Here is a 17,678-nt window from a genome sequence, read left to right as displayed (position 1 = left end):
CCATACCTGGGAATCGTCGTTCGTTTGCCGCCGACGAGCGCAAGACGGATACGGCAGAAGCTGAGGAGAATGCCGGGTGGAACTCACCGATTACTGGAAAGTGCTGCGCGCCCACTGGGTCTCCATCCTCGCCATCGCCGTTCTCGGAACGCTGGTCGGGTTCGGGTGGGCCCTGCTGCAGCCCAAGGTCTACACCGCGAACGCCAGCGGCATCGTGTCCGCCGGAGTCGGCACCGACATCGGTTCGGCCATGGCCGGTGAGAACTACGCCAAGTCGAGGGTGAAGTCCTATCTCGACCTCGCCATGTCCCGTTCGGTCGCCGCGAGTGCGGCGGAGGCGACCGGGCTCAGCGACTCCCCGGACGCACTGCTCACGCGGGTGCGGGTCGAGAACCCGCTCGACACCGCGACCCTCAAGGTCTCGGCATCGGCGGGGACGCCGGAGGAGGCGCGGGACCTGGCCGAGGCCTGGGTCGTGGCCATCGGAGACCACGTCTCCGAACTCGAGAACAGCGGTGCGGGGGCGGACGGGGCGATGTCGATCGTGACCTTCCGATCCCTCGATGCCGCGCAGCTGCCGTCCTCTCCGTCATCTCCGAACACGAAGCTCGCCGTGGCCATCGGTTCGCTCGTCGGCGTCGTCGTCGCCATCGGCTACGCCCTGCTGCGCCGTGTGTTCGACCGCCGGGTGCGCTCGACCGCCGAGGTCGAGCAGGAGACCGGAACGGCCGTCATCGGCACGATCCCCGCGCACAGGGGCTTCGACGACGATAACCGCATCATCCTCAGCACCGGCGGCAACGACCGCAGCCAGCGCGGCGCAGACGAGTACGCGGTCGCCGAGTCGCTGCGCGAACTGCGCACCAACCTGCAGTTCATGAACATCGACGACCCGCCGCGCAAGATCGTCGTCACCAGCGCGCTGCCGGGGGAGGGCAAGTCCACCGTCATCAGTAACCTCGCCAACGCCATCGCGGCCTCCGGGAGGCCCGTCATCGTCATCGACGGCGATCTCCGCAGGCCGATGCTCGCCAAGACCTTCGGCCTGCCCGAGGGGGCGGGGCTCACCGACGTGCTCATCGGGCGGGCGAAGATCGTCGACGTGCTGCAGCCCTGGGGCACCTCGGGGAAGCTCTTCGTGCTCGGCGCGGGCAAGGTACCCCCGAACCCCAGCGAACTGCTCGGGTCCAAGAGGCTCCACAGCCTGCTCGACGAGCTGGCCGAGCTCGCGACAGTGCTCATCGACGCCCCGCCGCTGCTGCCGGTGACCGACGCCGCGATCCTCACCGCGCGCACCGACGGCGCGCTCGTCGTGACCCGCGCCCGCCGCACCACCTACGACGAGCTCAAGGCGGCGCTCGCGAACCTGGGGAAGGTCAAGGCCCACACCCTCGGCATCATCATCAACGGCGTGCCGATGCGAGGGGTCAGCGCCGAGGGTTACGGATACCGGTACCGCTCCTACTACGGGCGCACTGCGACCGAGCCCGCCGCGGCCGCTCCGTCAGCTGCCCAGTCGGCCGCCTCGTCGGCTGCCCCGTCACCCGCCTCGTCGGCCGCCTCGTCGTCGGAAGCGCCGGCGCAACCGGTCAAGCGCTCCTCGTACCGGGCTCCCCAGCAGAGCGAACCCGTGCCCGCTGCTCCGGCCAGCCGGCGGAGAGCGAGAACGGCTGAATGAGTCGGAGGGCGAGGCGTGAGACCCCCGTCGCTATTCTCACGGTGTGCACGGGCAATATCTGCCGCTCGCCGCTGGCCGAGCAGATGCTCCGCCTGCGACTCGGGGGAGATCCCCGCTTCGAGATCGGCAGCGCCGGTCTGCACGCGGTCGTCGGTTCGCCGATGGACGAGGAAGCGGCTGCGCAGCTGCGCCTGCACGGGGGCGATCCCTCGACTCCGAGAGGCGAGCAACTCGGCGAGGGGCACGCGGCGGCCGCCGATCTGATCCTGACCATGACCCGGGGCCAGCGCGACGAGGTCGTGCGACGCCACCCCGAGACGATCAAGCGCGTATTCACCCTCGCCGAGCTGCGGCAGCTCATCGAGCAGGTCGAACCCGTGGGCGATCCGCGATCCCGTCTTGCCCGGGCAGCGGAGATCCGCGGTGCCGTGCGCCTCCGCTCCGAAGACGACGTGCCCGACCCCATCGACGCTCCCACTGCCGTGCACGCCGCGGTCGCCGCGCAGATCGTGGAGCTCACGGACGCGATCGCGGAGGGCCTCGCCCGTCCCTGAACCGATTCTTGCCGTCGAGGTGCTGGTCACAGTGGGAGTTTTCTGCTAGCGTTGCTGGGCCGAACTCTCAGCGTTTCCGTGCGCAAGCCTCGCAGGTGCCGCTTTTCTCCCGTCTCGTAGACCGCTTCTCCATGAATGTCAGTGGTCGTCGGTAGCGTGCGTGCATCGACCTCACCACCTCTAGGAAGGATTCCGGTGGCTCTTCTCCAACTGACCCTGCACCACGCGAAACGGTACTGGCCGTTCGTCGTCGCGGTGCTCGTACTGCAATTACTCGCAACCATCGCCGCCCTGTGGCTGCCCAGCCTCAACGCCCAGATCATCGATCGCGGCATCATGACGGGCGACACCGACTTCATCTGGAGCACCGGCGGTGTCATGCTGCTCGTGTCGCTCGGGCAGCTCGTGACGGCGGTCGGCGCGGTCTACTTCGGCGCCCGCGCGAGCATGGGCATCGGCCGCGATCTGCGCCGCCGGGTCTACCGCAAGGTCGACTCGCTCTCCACGCTCGAGGCCACCCGCTTCGGGGCGGGCACGCTCATCACGCGCGGCACGAACGACGTGCAGCAGATCCAGATGCTCGTGCTGATGACCTTCAACTTCATGGTCACCGCACCGATCATGGCGATCGGCGGCATCATCATGGCGCTCCGCGAGGACGCGGGGCTGTCCTGGCTCGTGTGGGCCTCGGTGGCGGTGCTCGCGGTCATCGTGGGCTTCCTGGTGTGGTTGCTGCTGCCGCTGTTCCGCAAGATGCAGGATCGCGTCGACGCGATCAACGGCGTGCTGCGCGAGCAGATCATGGGCATCCGCGTCGTGCGCGCGTTCGTGCGCGAGGATTTCGAGGCCGATCGCTACCAGACCGCCAACCGCAACATCACCGAGGTGTCGGTGAAGGTCGGCAACGTCTTCGTGCTCATGTTCCCCGTCATCATGATGGTGCTGCACATCGCGACCGGCGCGGTGCTGTGGTTCGGCGGGCACCGGGTCGACGCCGGCCTGGTCGAGGTCGGATCTCTCACCGCGTTCCTGCAGTACCTGCTGCAGATCCTCATGGCGGTCATGATGGGCGTCTTCATGACCATGATGATCCCTCGCGCGGTGGTCTGCGCCGAGCGTCTGCGCGGACTGTTCGACACGACCTCGGAGCTCTCCTTCCCGGAGGCGGAGACCGTCCCCTCGCCGCAGGCGGGGCGCGTCGAGTTCTCCGGGGTGACCTTCGGGTTCCCCGGCGCCGAGCTGCCCGTGATCAAGAACGCGTCCTTCGTCGCCGAGCCCGGTAAGACCACCGCGATCATCGGCTCGACCGGTTCCGGCAAGACGACACTGCTGAATCTCGTGCTGCGTCTCTTCGACCCGCAGAGCGGCAGCATCTCGATCGACGGCGCACCGGTGAACGCGCTGACCCGCGAGCAGCTGGCAGCCGCCGTGAGCCTCGTGCCGCAGCGCCCCTACCTGTTCTCGGGCACGATCGCCTCGAATCTGCGCTTCGGCAACGAGCACGCGACCGATGACGAGCTGTGGCAGGCGCTGCGCGTCGCGCAGGGCGAGGACTTCGTGCGCGCGAAGGAGCACGGCCTCGACGAACCGGTCTCGCAGGGCGGCACGAGCGTGTCCGGCGGGCAGCGCCAGCGGCTCTCGATCGCCCGCGCGCTCGTCGCGAAGCCTCGCGTCTACCTGTTCGACGACTCGTTCTCGGCGCTCGACGTCGCCACCGACGCCAGGCTGCGCGAGGCGCTGCCGTCGGCGACGGAGGGCGCGACGACCATCATCGTCGCGCAGCGCGTTTCGACGATCACCGAGGCCGACCAGATCCTCGTGATGGAGGACGGTGAGATCGTCGGGCGCGGCACCCACGAGCAGCTGCTCGAGAGCAACGCGGTGTATCAGGAGATCGTCGAGTCGCAGCTCGAAGCGGCCGACGCGAGCGGAGGTGTGGCCTGATGGCGCGCAAGAAGAAGCAAGACGCCGGCTCGGCCCCCGACGGTGCGGTGACCACCGCGACCGACGAGTTCGAGCTGCCCGACGACTACCAGCCCGATAACGACGACTGGTCGGGCTCGCAGCCCGTCAAGAAGGCGAAGCACTTCTGGCCCTCGGCGAAGCGGCTGTTCGGCCTGCTCGCGCCCGAGAAGGGGCTGTTCTCCTTCGTCGTCGTGCTCGTGGTGTTCTCGGTGGTGCTGACCGTGATCGCTCCGAAGGTGCTCGGCCAGGCCGTCGACGTCATCGTGACGGGCGTGATGGGGTCGCAGATCGACTTCGGGCACCTCTCGCGACTGATCCTCGCCGTGATCGCGCTGTACTTCGTCGCCTCGGCCCTGATGTGGCTGCAGGGCTACATCCTGAACCGGCTGGTGATGCGCATCGTCTACGGCCTGCGCGAGGACATCGAGGCGAAGCTGAACCGACTGCCGCTGAGCTACTTCGACAGCCGCCAGCGCGGCGACGTGCTGTCCCGCGTCACGAACGACGTCGACAACATCCAGCAGGCGCTGCAGCAGGCGTTCTCGCAGCTGGTGCAGTCGCTGCTGACCGTCATCGGCATCACCGTGATGATGTTCGTGGTGTCGTGGCAGCTCGCCCTGATCGCCCTGATCGCGCTGCCGCTCTCGGCCGTGATCGTGGGCATCGTGGGCGTCCGGGCCCAGAAGCTGTTCGTCTCGCAGTGGAAGTACACGGGCGCGGTCAACGGTCACATCGAGGAGTCGTTCACCGGCCACGAGCTGGTGCGCATCTTCAACCGCGACCGCGAGATGGCCGAGGAGTTCGACCGCCGCAACGAGGAGCTGTTCCAGGCCGCCTACCGCGCGCAGGCGCTGTCGGGCACCATCATGCCGTCGATGCAGTTCGTGCAGTACCTCACCTACGTGCTCATCGCGGTCGTCGGCGCGCTGCGCGTCACCGGCGGCCAGATGACGCTGGGCGACGTCACCGCGTTCATCCAGTACTCGCGCGAGTTCGCGCAGCCCCTCGCCGAGATGGGCGGCATGGCCAACATGCTGCAGTCGGGCGTCGCCTCGGCCGAACGCACGTTCGAGCTGCTCGACGCCGATGAGCAGGAGCCCGAGAACGCCGCGGAGAGACTGCCCGAGCGCAGCGAGGGCCGTGTCGTGTTCGAGAACGTGTCGTTCAGCTATGATCCGGCCGAGCCGCTGATCGAGGATCTGTCGCTCACGGCCTCGCCGGGCGAGACGGTCGCCATCGTCGGGCCGACGGGTGCGGGCAAGACCACGCTCGTCAACCTGGTGATGCGGTTCTACGAGCTGAACTCCGGCAGGATCACGCTCGACGGCGTCGACATCACCCGGCTGTCGCGCGCCGAGCTGCGCGGGCACGTCGGCATGGTGCTGCAGGACGCGTGGCTGTTCGACGGCACGATCCGCGAGAACATCCGCTACGGCCGCCTCGACGCGAGCGACGACGAGGTGGTCGAGGCCGCACGGGCCACGATGGTGGATCGCTTCGTGCGCCAACTGCCCGACGGCTACGACACTGTGATCTCCGAGAACGCGTCCTCGCTGTCGGCGGGGGAGCGCCAGCTGCTCACGATCGCGCGCGCGTTCATCGCGAACCCGTCGCTGCTGATCCTCGACGAGGCCACCTCGTCGGTCGACACCCGCACCGAGGTACTGGTGCAGCAGGCCATGCAGGCGTTGCGTACCGATCGCACCTCGTTCGTGATCGCGCACCGCCTGTCGACGATCCGCGACGCCGACACCATCCTCATGATGGAGAACGGCAGCATCGTCGAGCAGGGGTCGCACGAGCAACTGCTCGCCCGCAAGGGTGCCTACTACGAGCTCTACCAGGCGCAGTTCGCCGGCGAGGTCGACGAGGCGCACGCCGAGGAACTGCTGACCGGGGCGATTCCCGTCGCCACCGGTGAGCCTCCGCTCGGAACCGGTGCGGCGCCCGCACCGGAAAGCGGGCAGTAGTTCAGTCGGAGCGCGGGCGGTGAACCATTACCGCCCGCGCTTTCCGTATCCGCGGCTAAGCTGAGACCCAAACACGGGGAGGACAGAGCATATGAGGTCACTGTCGAATGACCTGGCCGTCACCGGCGGCTCGGACAACACGGTGTTCATCGTCGTTGCGATCATCGTCGTCGTCATCGCGCTCGCGCTGATCCTGTTCGGCGTCATGCGCAAGCGACGCGCATCAGCGACGGAGGGAGCGGAGCCTGAAGCCGGGGGTGCCGTCCCCGGTGAAGACGGGAGTGCCGGAGACACCGGCGTCGAGCGCTGACCTCGAATGATCCGTCCCCACGATTCGATGCGGGCGGGGTGCGTCCGGTAGACTGACATGGCTCCCCACGTGGCGCTATCTTCGGAAACTCCCCCAGGGCAGAAATGCAGCAAGGGTACCGGGGCTCTAGCGGGTGCGTGGGGAGTCTTATCTTTCCGCGCTACGCTGTGCACATGACTTCAGCAGGCGCCGCCGTCATCGGAGCAGGCCCGAACGGCCTCGCCGCGGCCGTCACCCTCGCTCGTGCCGGAGTGCCCGTGACGGTCTACGAGGCGGCGGAGACCATCGGCGGCGGAACCCGCACCCAGGAGCTCGTGCGCCCGGGCGTGCTGCACGACGTCTGCTCCGCGATCCACCCCATGGCGCTCGCCACCGGGTTCTTCCGAGCCTTCGAACTCGAGCGCCGCATGGAGTTCGTGATCCCCGAGGTGTCGTACGCCAACCCGCTCGACGGCGAGGCCGGGCGCTGGGGCGGCGGGGCGGATCGCGCGGCGCTCGCGTATCGCGACCTCGAGCGCACGGCGACCGAGCTGGGCCGTGACGGCTCCGCGTACGCGCGCTTCTACCGGCCGCTGCTGAGCCACCTCGAGGGCGTCGTCGATTTCGCGCTCGGCGGGTCGATGCTGCGCTGGCCGAGCGATATCCCTGCGGCGATCCTCACGGGCCTGCGAACCCTCGAGCAGGGCACGCCGCTGTGGAACGCCCGCTTCCGAGAGCAGGCGGCGCCCGCCCTCATCTCCGGGGTCGCGGCGCACAGCATCGGCCGCATGCCGAACCTGGCCACGGCCGGGGTAGGGGTCGTGCTCGGCGCGCTCGGGCACGCGCGCGGGTGGCCGGTACCGGTGGGCGGATCCCGAGCCATCACCGATGCGCTCGCCGCCGACCTGCTCGCCCACGGAGGCAGGATCGAGACCGGCCACCCCGTCAGCGACGTCCGCGAGCTGAGCGCATTCAAGGTGAAGCTCTTCGACACGTCGGCGCGCGGGCTGGCCCGGATCGCCGGCTCTGCGCTGCCCGGACGCTACCGGCGGGCGCTCGGCCGCTTCCGCTACGGGGACGCCGCCACGAAGGTGGACTTCGTGCTCGACGGGCCGATCCCCTGGAAGGATCCGCGGGTCGCCGCCGCGCCGACGGTGCACCTCGGCGGCAGCCGCGCAGAGGGCGCCGCTTCCGAGCTCGAGGTCTCGAGGGGGAGGCATCCGAGGCAGCCGTACGTACTGCTCGCGCAGGCGGCGGCGTTCGACCCGTCCCGGGCCCCGCAGCGCGAAGGCGGTCGGGATCTGACGCCCATCTGGAGCTACACGCACGTGCCGAGCGGTTCGACCGTCGACATGTCGGAGGCGGTGATCGCGCAGATCGAGCGGTTCGCACCGGGGTTCCGGGATCGGATCGTCGACCTGCGGGTGATCACGGCGGCCGAGTTCGCCGACTACAACCGCAACTACGTCGGGGGCGACTTCAGCGCCGGCGCCGTCTCGGTGCCGCAGTTGGTCGCGCGCCCCGTGATCTCGGCGGAGCCCTGGCGCACGCCCGCGGCGGGGATCTACCTCTGCTCCTCCTCCACGCCGCCCGGGCCGGGGGTGCACGGTCTCTCCGGGTGGTACGCCGCCCGCTCCGCGCTGCGGCACGAGTACGGTCTGCCCGAGCCCGACCTGGGGTTCGACGGCTCGGTCTGAGCGGTCACGGCGGTCCGAGCGCCGTCCGCCGACGGACCGAGCGATGAATGTCAGCGGCCCGGCATAGGGTGGAGAACGTGGCAGCAAGCATCTATCTCACCTCGGCCGAGGGGCGCACGGGCAAGAGCGCGGTGGCGCTCGGCGTGCTCGACGCCCTGCTCGCCGACGCTCCGCGCGTCGGTGTGTTCCGCCCGCTGATCCGCGCGGGCGACGAGCGGGATCGCGTGCTCGACCTGCTCCACTCCCGGGCCACGGCCGATGCGCCCTACAGCGCCTGCGTCGGCGTCACCTATGAGGAGGCGCACGCTGATCCTGACGCCGCTATGGCCCGCATCGTCGCGGCCTTCCGACGGCTGCGAGACCGCTGCGATGCGGTGGTCGTGGTCGGGTCCGACTTCAGCGATGTGGCTGCTCCGACCGAGCTCGCCTTCAACGCTCGGATCGCCGCGAATCTCGACACCCCGGTGCTGCTGGTATTGGGCGGCCGATCGAATGATGAGGCGGAGCACCTCGGCCAGCAGCCGGCCCGCACCGCGACCGAGATCGCGCAGCTCGCCGAACTCGGCATGGCCGAGCTGCGCAGCGAGCATGCGGAGGTACTCGCCGCGCTGGTGAACCGGGCCGATCCCGAACGCCTCGACGAGATCGAGCGCGCGGTGGCGGCCTCTCTGCCCGAGGGGCTCCCGGTCTGGGCGCTCCCCGAAGAACTCGTGCTGGTTGCACCGCCGGTGACCGAGGTGATCGAAGCGGTGAACGGCGAGCTGGTGCGCGGCTCCGAAGAACTGCTGGCCCGCGAGGTGCGCGACGTGGTGATCGCGGGCATGTCCATGGAGAACGTGCTGCCGAGGCTGCTCGAGGGCGCTGCGGTGGTGATCGCCGCGGATCGGGCGGAGACGCTGCTCGCAGTGACGATGGCGCACGAGGCGCCCACCTTCCCCACGATCGCCGCGGTAGTGCTCAACGGGGGCTTCGAGCTGCCCGCCCCTGTCGAGCAGCTGCTCGACGGTGTCGATTCGACGCTGCCGATCGTGCGCACGAGCTTCGGCACGTTCGATACGGCCCGGCGCATCTCTCGGGCGAGGGGGTTGCTCACCGAGGAGTCCCCGGCGAAGTTCGACACTGCACTCGCACTCTTCGCGCAGCACGTCGACGGGGCCGTACTGAGGGAACGGCTGCGCTTGCATCGGGGCGGCGTGCGCACACCCGTGATGTTCGCCTACGACCTCTTCGAGCGAGCCGCCGCCGCGAACGCGCACATCGTTCTTCCCGAGGGCGGTGACGACCGGATCCTGCGCGCCGCCAGCACCCTCCTGGCGCGAGGCACGGTGCGGCTCACGATCCTCGGCGATGAGGCCGCGGTGCGCAAGCGGGGCGGCGAACTCGGTCTCTCGATCGATGCCGCCGAGGTGATCGATCCGCTCGCCTCCCCGTTGCGCGAGCGTTTCGCCGCCGAGTACGCACGTCTGCGTGCGCACAAGGGCGTCACACTCGAACAGGCCCACGACGTGATGCGCGACGTGAGCTACTTCGGCACCATGATGGTGCATCTCGGGCTCGCCGACGGGATGGTCTCGGGGGCCGCGCACACGACGGCGCACACGATCCGTCCGAGCCTGGAGATCATCAAGACGAAGCCGGGCGTCTCGGTGGTCTCGAGCGTGTTCTTCATGGCGCTGGCGGATCGGGTGCTGGTCTACGGCGACTGCGCGGTCAACCCCGATCCGACAGCGGCTCAGCTGGCCGACATCGCCGTCTCCTCTGCCGAGACCGCCGCTCAGTTCGGCGTCGAACCGAGAGTCGCGATGCTGTCGTACTCGACCGGTGAATCGGGATCGGGTGCTGACGTCGAAAAGGTGCGCGAGGCGACCGCGTTCGCGCGAGCCGCGCGCCCCGACCTGCCGATCGAGGGGCCGCTGCAGTACGACGCCGCCAGCGACCCGGCCACGGGCGAGGCGAAATTGCCCGGCTCGGCCGTCGCGGGGCACGCGACCGTCTTCATATTCCCCGACCTGAATACCGGCAACAACACCTATAAAGCGGTGCAGCGCTCGGCCGGTGCCGTCGCCGTCGGCCCGGTGCTGCAGGGGCTCGCGAAGCCGGTCAACGACCTCTCCCGCGGGGCGACCGTTGAGGACATCCTGAACACGGTGGCGATCACCGCTGTGCAAGCCGGCGAGCAGCGCGGATCGCGCGAATAACACGGTAGGAGCGTCATGTCAGTGCACACCATCCTGGTCGTCAACGCCGGATCGTCATCGGTGAAGTACCAGCTGATCGACCCGGAGACGGAGGCCCGTCTCGCCTCCGGGCTCGTCGAGCGAATCGGAGAGGCCGATGGGCGCCTGGTGCACCGCAGCGATGATGGTCGCAGCGAGGAGCGGAGCGTCCATGTGCCCGATCACACCTCGGCGTTCTCGGCCATGGTCGATGCCTTCGAACGGGCCGGCACGCCGGTCATGGCTCTCGGTATTCAAGCGGTCGGGCATCGTGTGGTGCAGGGCGGCAGCGTATTCATCGCGCCGACGCGCATCGACGATGCGGTGGCCGAGCAGATCCTCGACCTCGGATCCCTCGCGCCCCTGCACAACCCGGGGCAGTACCAGGCGATCGTGGCGGCGCGCCAGATGCTCCCCGAGGTGCCGCACGTCGCGGTCTTCGACACGGCCTTCCATCAGAGCATGCCGGAACGCGCATACAGTTACGCGATCGATGCCGAGGTCGCCGAGCATCACGGCATCCGCCGCTACGGATTCCACGGAACGTCGCATCAGGTGGTGTCGCGTCGAGCCGCCGAGTATCTGGGGCGCCCGCTCGAGTCGCTGCGGCAGATCGTGCTGCACCTCGGAAACGGGGCCTCGATGTGCGCGATCGACGGGGGCAGATCCATGGACACCTCGATGGGGTTCACCCCGCTCGAGGGGCTGGTGATGGGCACGCGCAGCGGCGACATCGATCCCGGTGCCCTGCTGCATCTGCTGCGCGCCGGGTACTCCGCCGACGAGCTCGACCGTCTGCTGAACCACGAATCCGGGTTGATCGGCTACACGGGCAGCGGCGATTTCCGCGACGTACGCGCAGCCGCCGCCGGGGGAGATGCAGCGGCTCGACTGGCGATAGAGGTCTATGTGCACCGGATCCGCCACTATCTGGGGGCCTACCTCGTCGAGCTGGGCGGAGCCGACACCGTGGTATTCACCGCGGGAGTGGGCGAGAACAACGCTGCCCTGCGGGCGGAGGTGTGCGCCGGGCTCGAATGGTTCGGGATCCGGATCGACCCCGAGCGCAACGCGTCGAGCGCCTCGGGGGCCCGTCGCATCAGCTCCCATGACTCCCGCGTCGAGGTGCTCGTGGTGACGACCGATGAGGAAGCCGAGATCGCGCGGCAGACCCGCGCGCTCGTGGGGTGAGAGCGGACGCCGGCGGCGAGATTCGAGACGCCGGGCCGCCGTTTCGCGCCTGAAACGGAAGCGGTTCGGTGCTGCGGGCGAACGGACCGAAGAATGTCAGAGGTCGCAGGTAGCATTGACCCCGTGGTTGCCGCACTGTATCGCCGTTATCGGCCAGAATCGTTCGCCGAGATGATCGGTCAGTCCCAGGTGACCGAACCGCTCATGACCGCCCTGCGCACCGGGCGCATCGGGCACGCGTACCTCTTCAGCGGCCCTCGGGGCTGCGGCAAGACGACCTCGGCGCGCATCCTCGCCCGCTGCCTCAACTGCGCGGAGGGGCCGACCGACACGCCGTGCGGCGAGTGCCCGAGCTGCCGCGAGCTCAGCCGAGACGGCGGCGGGTCACTCGACGTCGTCGAGATCGACGCGGCGAGCCACGGCGGTGTCGACGACGCGCGCGACCTTCGCGAGCGCGCCGTGTTCGCGCCCGCCCGCGACCGCTTCAAGATCTTCATCATCGACGAGGCGCACATGGTGACGCCGGGCGGCTTCAACGCCCTGCTCAAGATCGTCGAAGAGCCGCCGCCCCACGTGAAGTTCGTGTTCGCGACGACCGAGCCCGACAAGGTGATCGGCACGATCCGATCGCGCACGCACCATTACCCGTTCCGCCTCATAGCTCCCGGCACCCTCATCGACTACGTGCAGTCGCTCTGCGACAGCGAGGGCGTTCGAGTCGAGCCGGGCGTGCTGCCGCTCGTGGTGAGGGCCGGCGGCGGATCGGTACGCGACACGCTCTCGATTCTCGACCAGCTCATCGCCGGTTCCGAGGGAGACCTCGTCACCGCCGAGCGCGCTGCCGGGCTGCTCGGTTTCACGCACGCCGAGCTGCTCGACGACGTGGTGGCCGCACTCGGGGTCCACGATTCGGCCGCCGCCTTCCGCGCCACGGACCGTGTGGTGCAGACGGGGCAGGATCCGCGACGCTTCGTGGAGGATCTGCTCGAGCGGTTGCGCGACCTCATCGTGGTGAGCGCGACGACGGTCGATGGCGCGGCGGCGGTGTTCCGCGGTGTGCCGCAGGACCAGCTCGCGCGCATGTTCGAGCAGGCTCAGAGCTTCGGCGCCGGTGAGCTCTCGCGCATCGCCGACGTCGTGAGCGGGGCACTCGACAAGATGGCCGGTGCCACGGCGCCCCGCCTCCAGCTCGAACTCATGATCGCTCGTGTGCTCGTCGCCCAGCAGAACGCTCCCCAGACGGCAGCCGCACCGCAGCGCGCAGCGGCTTCCGGTGGAGGCCCTGCGCAGAGCGGGGGCGGCCGGCTCGGGGTGGCGCAGGGCGGAGCAGCTGCCGGAGGGGCTCAGGTGGGTGCCGCGGGTGCTGCGGGTGCGGCCGCGGCTCGATCCGAGCAGGGCGGATCGCCGACGCCGGGCGCTGGAGGTCAGCACCAGCCCGTGCAGCAGACATCGCGTCCTGACCCGCTCGCCGCGGTCGCCGCGGCCCGGGGCGCCGCGGCCGGGGGGTCCGAGGAGGCGCGGCCGAACGCAGCAGAGACGGCTGCCTCGATCCGGGAGTTCCTGCGGGGGGATCCGGCCGGGGCGGAGCCTGCCGGTGCTGTGACGGCTGATCCGACTGCGGCAGAAACTGGAGGTGCTGGGACAGCGGATCCGACTGCGGCAGAGGCGGCCGGGACGGGCCCGGCCGATCCCGCCTCGTCTGCCGGTCCCGGGCAGTCAGCCGACCCGGTCGAGGCGGACTCGGCGGCGCCGGTCGCGCCTGCGTCGACCGCGCAGTCGGCCGCACCCACCGCCGATGATTCGAGCAGCAGGGCCTCGTCCCCGGCGGCCCACCCGAACGCGGGTGCCGCAGGTTTCGGTCGGCCCATCTCGGAGGTGCTGAGCGCGGCGCAGCTCGAGGGGATCGGGCGCGATACCGCATTCCAGGCATCTCCCGCGCCGGCCGAGCAGCGGCCCGCGCCGCAGACGCCCGTCGACGCAGCCGAATCTCGCAGCGGCGGACCGGATGAGCAGCCGCAGGCGCAGCGACCCGTGCAGCCCGCCGCGGCTCCCGGTGGCGCCGACTCGCAGGCACCGCGAGATCTCTCGCAGACGGGTGCGTCGGGAGCGGCTGAAACGGGGGCCGACGAAGCAGGGGAAGCGGAACCCGCTGCGTCGGGCGGCTTCGACGACCTGGTCGAGCTGTGGCCCGAACTGCTCGAAGAGATTCTGCACGCCGATCGCGATGCGTGGAACGCGGTTCGGGTCGTCACGCCTCTCGGGCTCGACGGAGAAGTGCTCACTGTCGGTCTCGCCTCGCAGTCCGACCTGGCGGCATTCAAGACCGTGGGGGCGAACCCGCTCCGCGAGACGATCAACGCTGCCATCGGCATCAACGTCAAGTACGTGCCGAAGCGCATCGCGCCCGGCACCGGCGCTCGGGAATCCGGGCCGCAGGGCGAGAGCTCCCAGAGCGGGCCGCAGCGCGAGCCCGACGCAGAGGAGCCTCATCGAGCGGGTGCGTCGGGCGCTCCGAACGGCCTGTCCTCTGACGACCCGGTGGCGCGAGCAGCAGCCCGGCTGAGCGGGCTGGGTCCGGCTCTGGCGGCACCCGCCTGGGCCGATCCGCCCCCCGCTCCACCGGCCGAGCCGGCAGCGGCACCGGCCGAGCCGGCCGTGGCACCAGTGGAGCCGAGCCCGGCTCCGGCGCAGGCTCCGGCTCCGGCTTCGGCTTCGGCTTCGGCTTCGGCTTCGGCAGAGGATACGGGATCCGCTTCTGCCGTGGATCGCGGCTTCGACGGGCGAGGCACGGTCGACCCGGGCTCCGCCGAACAAGGTTCCGCCGAAGCGGGCCCCGCCGAAGCGGGCTCTGCCGAACCAGGCCCCGTTGCGCCAGCGCCTACCGGATCAGGTCCTGACGAATCGGACGCCGATGGCTCGGGCGGCGGTGAACCAGGCCCTGCGGCTCGCAGCGATTCGGGGGCCGCGATCCCGCATCCCGCCAGGCAGCCGGATGACGACTACATCCCCGCGTCGTACGACCCCGACGGCGACCCGTACGCCGGTATGGCAAGTGACCCGTACGCTGACGGAGGAGGCGCGCCGGATGCGATCGGCGTCGGTCACGTCGCGAGTGCCGCGAAGCCGGCGGCGATCCCGGAACCGGCAGTGGAAACGGCATCGAAAGCGCCCGCGTCTGCCCCCGATCCTTCGTCCGATACCGACTCGAGCGCGGCGAAGCGCACCGCTCCGACTTTCACCCGCTACGGGGAGGCGGTCGTGCGCGAGGTGCTCGGAGCGCGATTCGTCGAGGAGCGGCCGCTCCCGCCGCGCGCGCCCTGACCGAAGCTCAACAGACCCCTCGACCCACTCCTGAGGAGATCCACTCGTGTACGACGGCATCGTCCAAGACCTGATCGACGAGTTCGGCAGGCTGCCCGGCATCGGCCCGAAGTCGGCGCAGCGCATCGCGTTCCACATTCTGCAGACGCAGAACTTCGACGTGTCTCGCCTCGCCGAACTGCTCACCGAGGTGCGCGAGAAGGTCAGGTTCTGCGAGGTGTGCGGCAACATCACCGAGCAGGAGCGCTGCTCGATCTGCCGCGACCCCCGCCGTGACCAGACGCTGATCTGCGTCGTCGAAGAACCGAAAGACGTGGTCGCGATCGAGCGCACCAGGCAGTACCGAGGGCTGTACCACGTGCTCGGCGGGGCCATCAGCCCCATCGACGGCATCGGGCCCGACGACCTCAGCATCCCGGCGCTCATGCGTCGCCTGGGGGAAGCCGAGGTGCGCGAGGTCATCATCGCGACCGACCCCAACCTCGAGGGGGAGGCGACCGCCGCGTACCTCTCTCGGCTCTTGACGAGCATAGAGGTGCCCGCCTCGCGCCTGGCCTCCGGCCTGCCCGTCGGCGGCGATCTCGAGTTCGCCGATGAGGTCACCCTGGGGCGCGCCTTCGAGGGGCGCCGCGTCATCGACTGACATCCCGGGGCTGGCCCGGCGGGGGAAAACGGGGTCGCTTGCGACTCTTCCCAGGCTCGGGAGGCGCCGCAAGCGACCCCGATTCCGGTGGGCGATGCCCGCGGCGGCCGTGCAGGATACTCCCGAGCACGCCCTGAGACCAGCCCCTGGACTCGTCACCCGCGAGAACGCGACCCTGGATGCGTGGACATGCGAGCAGCGCGAAGGGAATGACGATGAACGGGCAAGAGCCTCGGGGAGCGCGGGATCCGCAGGAACCGCGGGGTTCAGGGGATCCGCGGGAACCGCGAAGCCCGCGAGAGCCGCGGGATCCGATGGGCCCGCAGGAGCCGAGAGATCCGAGGGAGCCGATGGGCCCGCAGGAGCCGAGAGATCCGAGGGAGCCGCGGGATCCGCGAGGCCTTTCCGCCGAAGAGCGCCGGCGTCGCGACCCGACCAGCATGACCAACCAGCCCGCACTCCAGACCTCGACGGGGAGGATCTGGCTCGTGATGGGCGGTCTCTTCGCCGCGCTGAGCCTGATCCCGCTCGTCGCCCTGGCCCTCGGCGGCGGCCCCTCCATGCCGCTGGCGGTGACGACCATCGCAGCCGTGATCGTGCTCTACGCGGCGATGGTCGCGATCAGATTCACCGTCGAGAAGCGGCAGCGGAGGCTGTGGTGGATGGCCGCCTGCATGCTGATGATGGCCGCCGTAGCGCTGGTCGGCGTGTGGAGCTCGGCGATCGCGGAGGCTGCCTGAGCCGGCCCGCCGCACGGTCCGTCGCACGGTTCGTCGCAGGAGCGCACGCGGAAGGCGTCTGATGCGCGCCCCGCCTTCCGGTAGACTGGCCTCTCGCGTAGTTTTGAGGAGGACCCGCGTGGCGTTGATCGTGCAGAAATTCGGGGGCTCGTCAGTCGCTGACGCGGAGAGCATCAAGCGCGTTGCAAAGCGCATCGTCGAGACCCGCCGAGCAGGCAACGAGGTCGTCGTGGCCGTGAGCGCCATGGGCGACACCACCGACGAGCTGCTCGACCTGGCGGCTGCGTGCACCCCGATCCCGGCCCCGCGCGAGCTCGACATGCTGCTCACCGCGGGGGAGCGCATCTCGATGGCGCTGCTCGCGATGACCATCAAGGGGATGGGGATCGAGGCACTGTCGTTCACCGGCAGCCAGGCCGGCATGATCACGACCGCCGAGCACGGCTCCGCGAAGATCGTCGACGTGACGCCCGGGCGCGTTCGCGAGGCACTCGAACAGGGCGCTGTCGCGATCGTGGCGGGCTTCCAGGGTTTCAGTCGAGACTCCCGCGACATCACCACGCTCGGGCGGGGCGGATCCGACACGACCGCGGTGGCCCTCGCAGCTGCGCTGGGCGCCGACGTCTGCGAGATCTACACCGACGTCGATGGCATCTTCACGACGGATCCCCGAATCGTGCCCAAGGCTCGCAAGATCGACGCCATCTCGGCGGAGGAGATGCTCGAGCTCGCCGCCTCCGGCGCCAAGGTACTGCACCTGCGCGCCGTCGAGTACGCCCGCCGGCACGGCGTCGCACTGCACGTCCGCTCCTCGTTCTCGGACGAGCAGGGCACTATCGTCTACGACCCCGAGAAGGGGCATCCGAAGGGAGATCAGGTGGAAGAGCCGGTCATCACAGGTATCGCCGCAGAGAAGAGCGAGGCCAAGGTCACGGTCGGCGGAGTGCCCGACGCTCCGGGCAAGGCCGCCCAGATCTTCGAGATCGTGGCGAAGACGCACGCCAACGTCGACATGATCGTGCAGAACGTGTCGGCAGCCGACACCAACCGCACCGACATCTCGTTCACCATCCCCCTCGGCGACGGCCGCCGCGTGATCGAGGCGCTCGAAGCCGAGCGCGCGACCCTCGAGTTCGAAAGCCTGCAGTACGACGATCAGATCGCCAAGGTCGCCGTCGTGGGCGCGGGCATGCGCACCAGCACGGGAGTGTCGGCGCAGCTGTTCCGCGCACTGTACGAGGCCGACATCAACATCGAGATGATCTCGACCTCCGAGATCCGCATCTCGGTGGTCACCCGGGCCGACCTCATGGACAAGGCCGTGCGCGTGCTCCACACCGCCTTCGGCCTCGACTCCGACACCGAGGCGACGGTCTACGCCGGCACCGGCCGCTAGGCCGCCAGAAGGAGAAAC

At 69.7% G+C, this 17,678-nt stretch carries 12 protein-coding genes and 1 other RNA gene; all 13 read left to right on the top strand.

The window, feature by feature from the left end; translation table 11 throughout:
* Nucleotides 1-76 precede the first annotated feature (76 nt).
* The 13 genes from KVY00_RS06400 to KVY00_RS06340 all read left to right on the top strand — a co-directional run bounded on the left by KVY00_RS06400 (nucleotide 77) and on the right by KVY00_RS06340 (nucleotide 17,660).
* Nucleotides 77-1,678: a polysaccharide biosynthesis tyrosine autokinase gene (locus KVY00_RS06400; RefSeq protein ID WP_223044855.1), complete on the top strand. Its 1,602-nt coding sequence runs from the start codon at nucleotides 77-79 to the stop codon at nucleotides 1,676-1,678.
* 41 nt (nucleotides 1,679-1,719) lie between these two features.
* Entirely contained in the window at nucleotides 1,720-2,232 is a 513-nt protein-coding gene (locus KVY00_RS06395; protein WP_223044854.1) for an arsenate reductase/protein-tyrosine-phosphatase family protein, read from the top strand.
* 195 nt (nucleotides 2,233-2,427) lie between these two features.
* Nucleotides 2,428-4,176 (top strand): ABC transporter ATP-binding protein, encoded by a 1,749-nt coding sequence (locus KVY00_RS06390; RefSeq protein WP_223044853.1) that lies wholly within the window; start codon nucleotides 2,428-2,430, stop codon nucleotides 4,174-4,176.
* The gene (locus tag KVY00_RS06385; protein ID WP_223044852.1) at nucleotides 4,176-6,167 is read left to right on the top strand and encodes an ABC transporter ATP-binding protein; all 1,992 of its coding nucleotides are present in this window, start codon (nucleotides 4,176-4,178) and stop codon (nucleotides 6,165-6,167) included. The genes KVY00_RS06390 and KVY00_RS06385 overlap by 1 nt, the downstream gene beginning before the upstream one ends.
* Nucleotides 6,168-6,258: 91 nt before the next feature.
* Complete coding sequence (locus tag KVY00_RS06380) at nucleotides 6,259-6,477, top strand: LPXTG cell wall anchor domain-containing protein (RefSeq protein WP_223044851.1); 219 nt, start codon at nucleotides 6,259-6,261, stop codon at nucleotides 6,475-6,477.
* A gap of 56 nt (nucleotides 6,478-6,533) precedes the next feature.
* Nucleotides 6,534-6,630, top strand: an RNA gene (gene ffs / locus KVY00_RS06375) — signal recognition particle sRNA small type.
* Between the two features lie 20 nt (nucleotides 6,631-6,650).
* Complete coding sequence (locus KVY00_RS06370; RefSeq protein ID WP_223044850.1) at nucleotides 6,651-8,153, top strand: phytoene desaturase family protein; 1,503 nt, start codon at nucleotides 6,651-6,653, stop codon at nucleotides 8,151-8,153.
* A gap of 77 nt (nucleotides 8,154-8,230) precedes the next feature.
* On the top strand, nucleotides 8,231-10,351 hold the full coding sequence (pta, locus tag KVY00_RS06365; RefSeq protein WP_223044849.1) for a phosphate acetyltransferase: 2,121 nt from the start codon (nucleotides 8,231-8,233) through the stop codon (nucleotides 10,349-10,351).
* Between the two features lie 21 nt (nucleotides 10,352-10,372).
* Nucleotides 10,373-11,560 (top strand): acetate/propionate family kinase, encoded by a 1,188-nt coding sequence (locus tag KVY00_RS06360; RefSeq protein ID WP_223045215.1) that lies wholly within the window; start codon nucleotides 10,373-10,375, stop codon nucleotides 11,558-11,560.
* 123 nt (nucleotides 11,561-11,683) lie between these two features.
* The gene (locus KVY00_RS06355) at nucleotides 11,684-14,881 is read left to right on the top strand and encodes a DNA polymerase III subunit gamma and tau (protein ID WP_255572800.1); all 3,198 of its coding nucleotides are present in this window, start codon (nucleotides 11,684-11,686) and stop codon (nucleotides 14,879-14,881) included.
* 46 nt (nucleotides 14,882-14,927) lie between these two features.
* Complete coding sequence (gene recR / locus KVY00_RS06350) at nucleotides 14,928-15,524, top strand: recombination mediator RecR (protein ID WP_223044847.1); 597 nt, start codon at nucleotides 14,928-14,930, stop codon at nucleotides 15,522-15,524.
* Between the two features lie 440 nt (nucleotides 15,525-15,964).
* A complete protein-coding gene (locus tag KVY00_RS06345; RefSeq protein ID WP_223044846.1) occupies nucleotides 15,965-16,264 on the top strand; it encodes a hypothetical protein in 300 nt (99 codons plus the stop codon).
* 118 nt (nucleotides 16,265-16,382) lie between these two features.
* Nucleotides 16,383-17,660, top strand: coding sequence for an aspartate kinase (locus KVY00_RS06340; protein WP_223044845.1), 1,278 nt, complete (start codon nucleotides 16,383-16,385; stop codon nucleotides 17,658-17,660).
* Nucleotides 17,661-17,678 lie beyond the last annotated feature (18 nt).

It is taken from the genome of Leucobacter tenebrionis (assembly GCF_019884725.1).
Classification (GTDB): Bacteria; Actinomycetota; Actinomycetes; order Actinomycetales; family Microbacteriaceae; genus Leucobacter; species Leucobacter tenebrionis.
This window is presented reverse-complemented; position numbering and strand designations above follow the sequence as displayed.

Bases quoted from the DNA above. Each gene is read 5' to 3' on its own strand.
- KVY00_RS06345 (WP_223044846.1), top strand. From the start codon at position 15,965: ATGACCAACCAGCCCGCACTCCAGACCTCGACGGGGAGGATCTGGCTC.
- KVY00_RS06380 (WP_223044851.1), top strand. From the start codon at position 6,259: ATGAGGTCACTGTCGAATGACCTGGCCGTCACCGGCGGCTCGGACAAC.
- KVY00_RS06385 (WP_223044852.1), top strand. From the start codon at position 4,176: ATGGCGCGCAAGAAGAAGCAAGACGCCGGCTCGGCCCCCGACGGTGCG.
- KVY00_RS06370 (WP_223044850.1), top strand. From the start codon at position 6,651: ATGACTTCAGCAGGCGCCGCCGTCATCGGAGCAGGCCCGAACGGCCTC.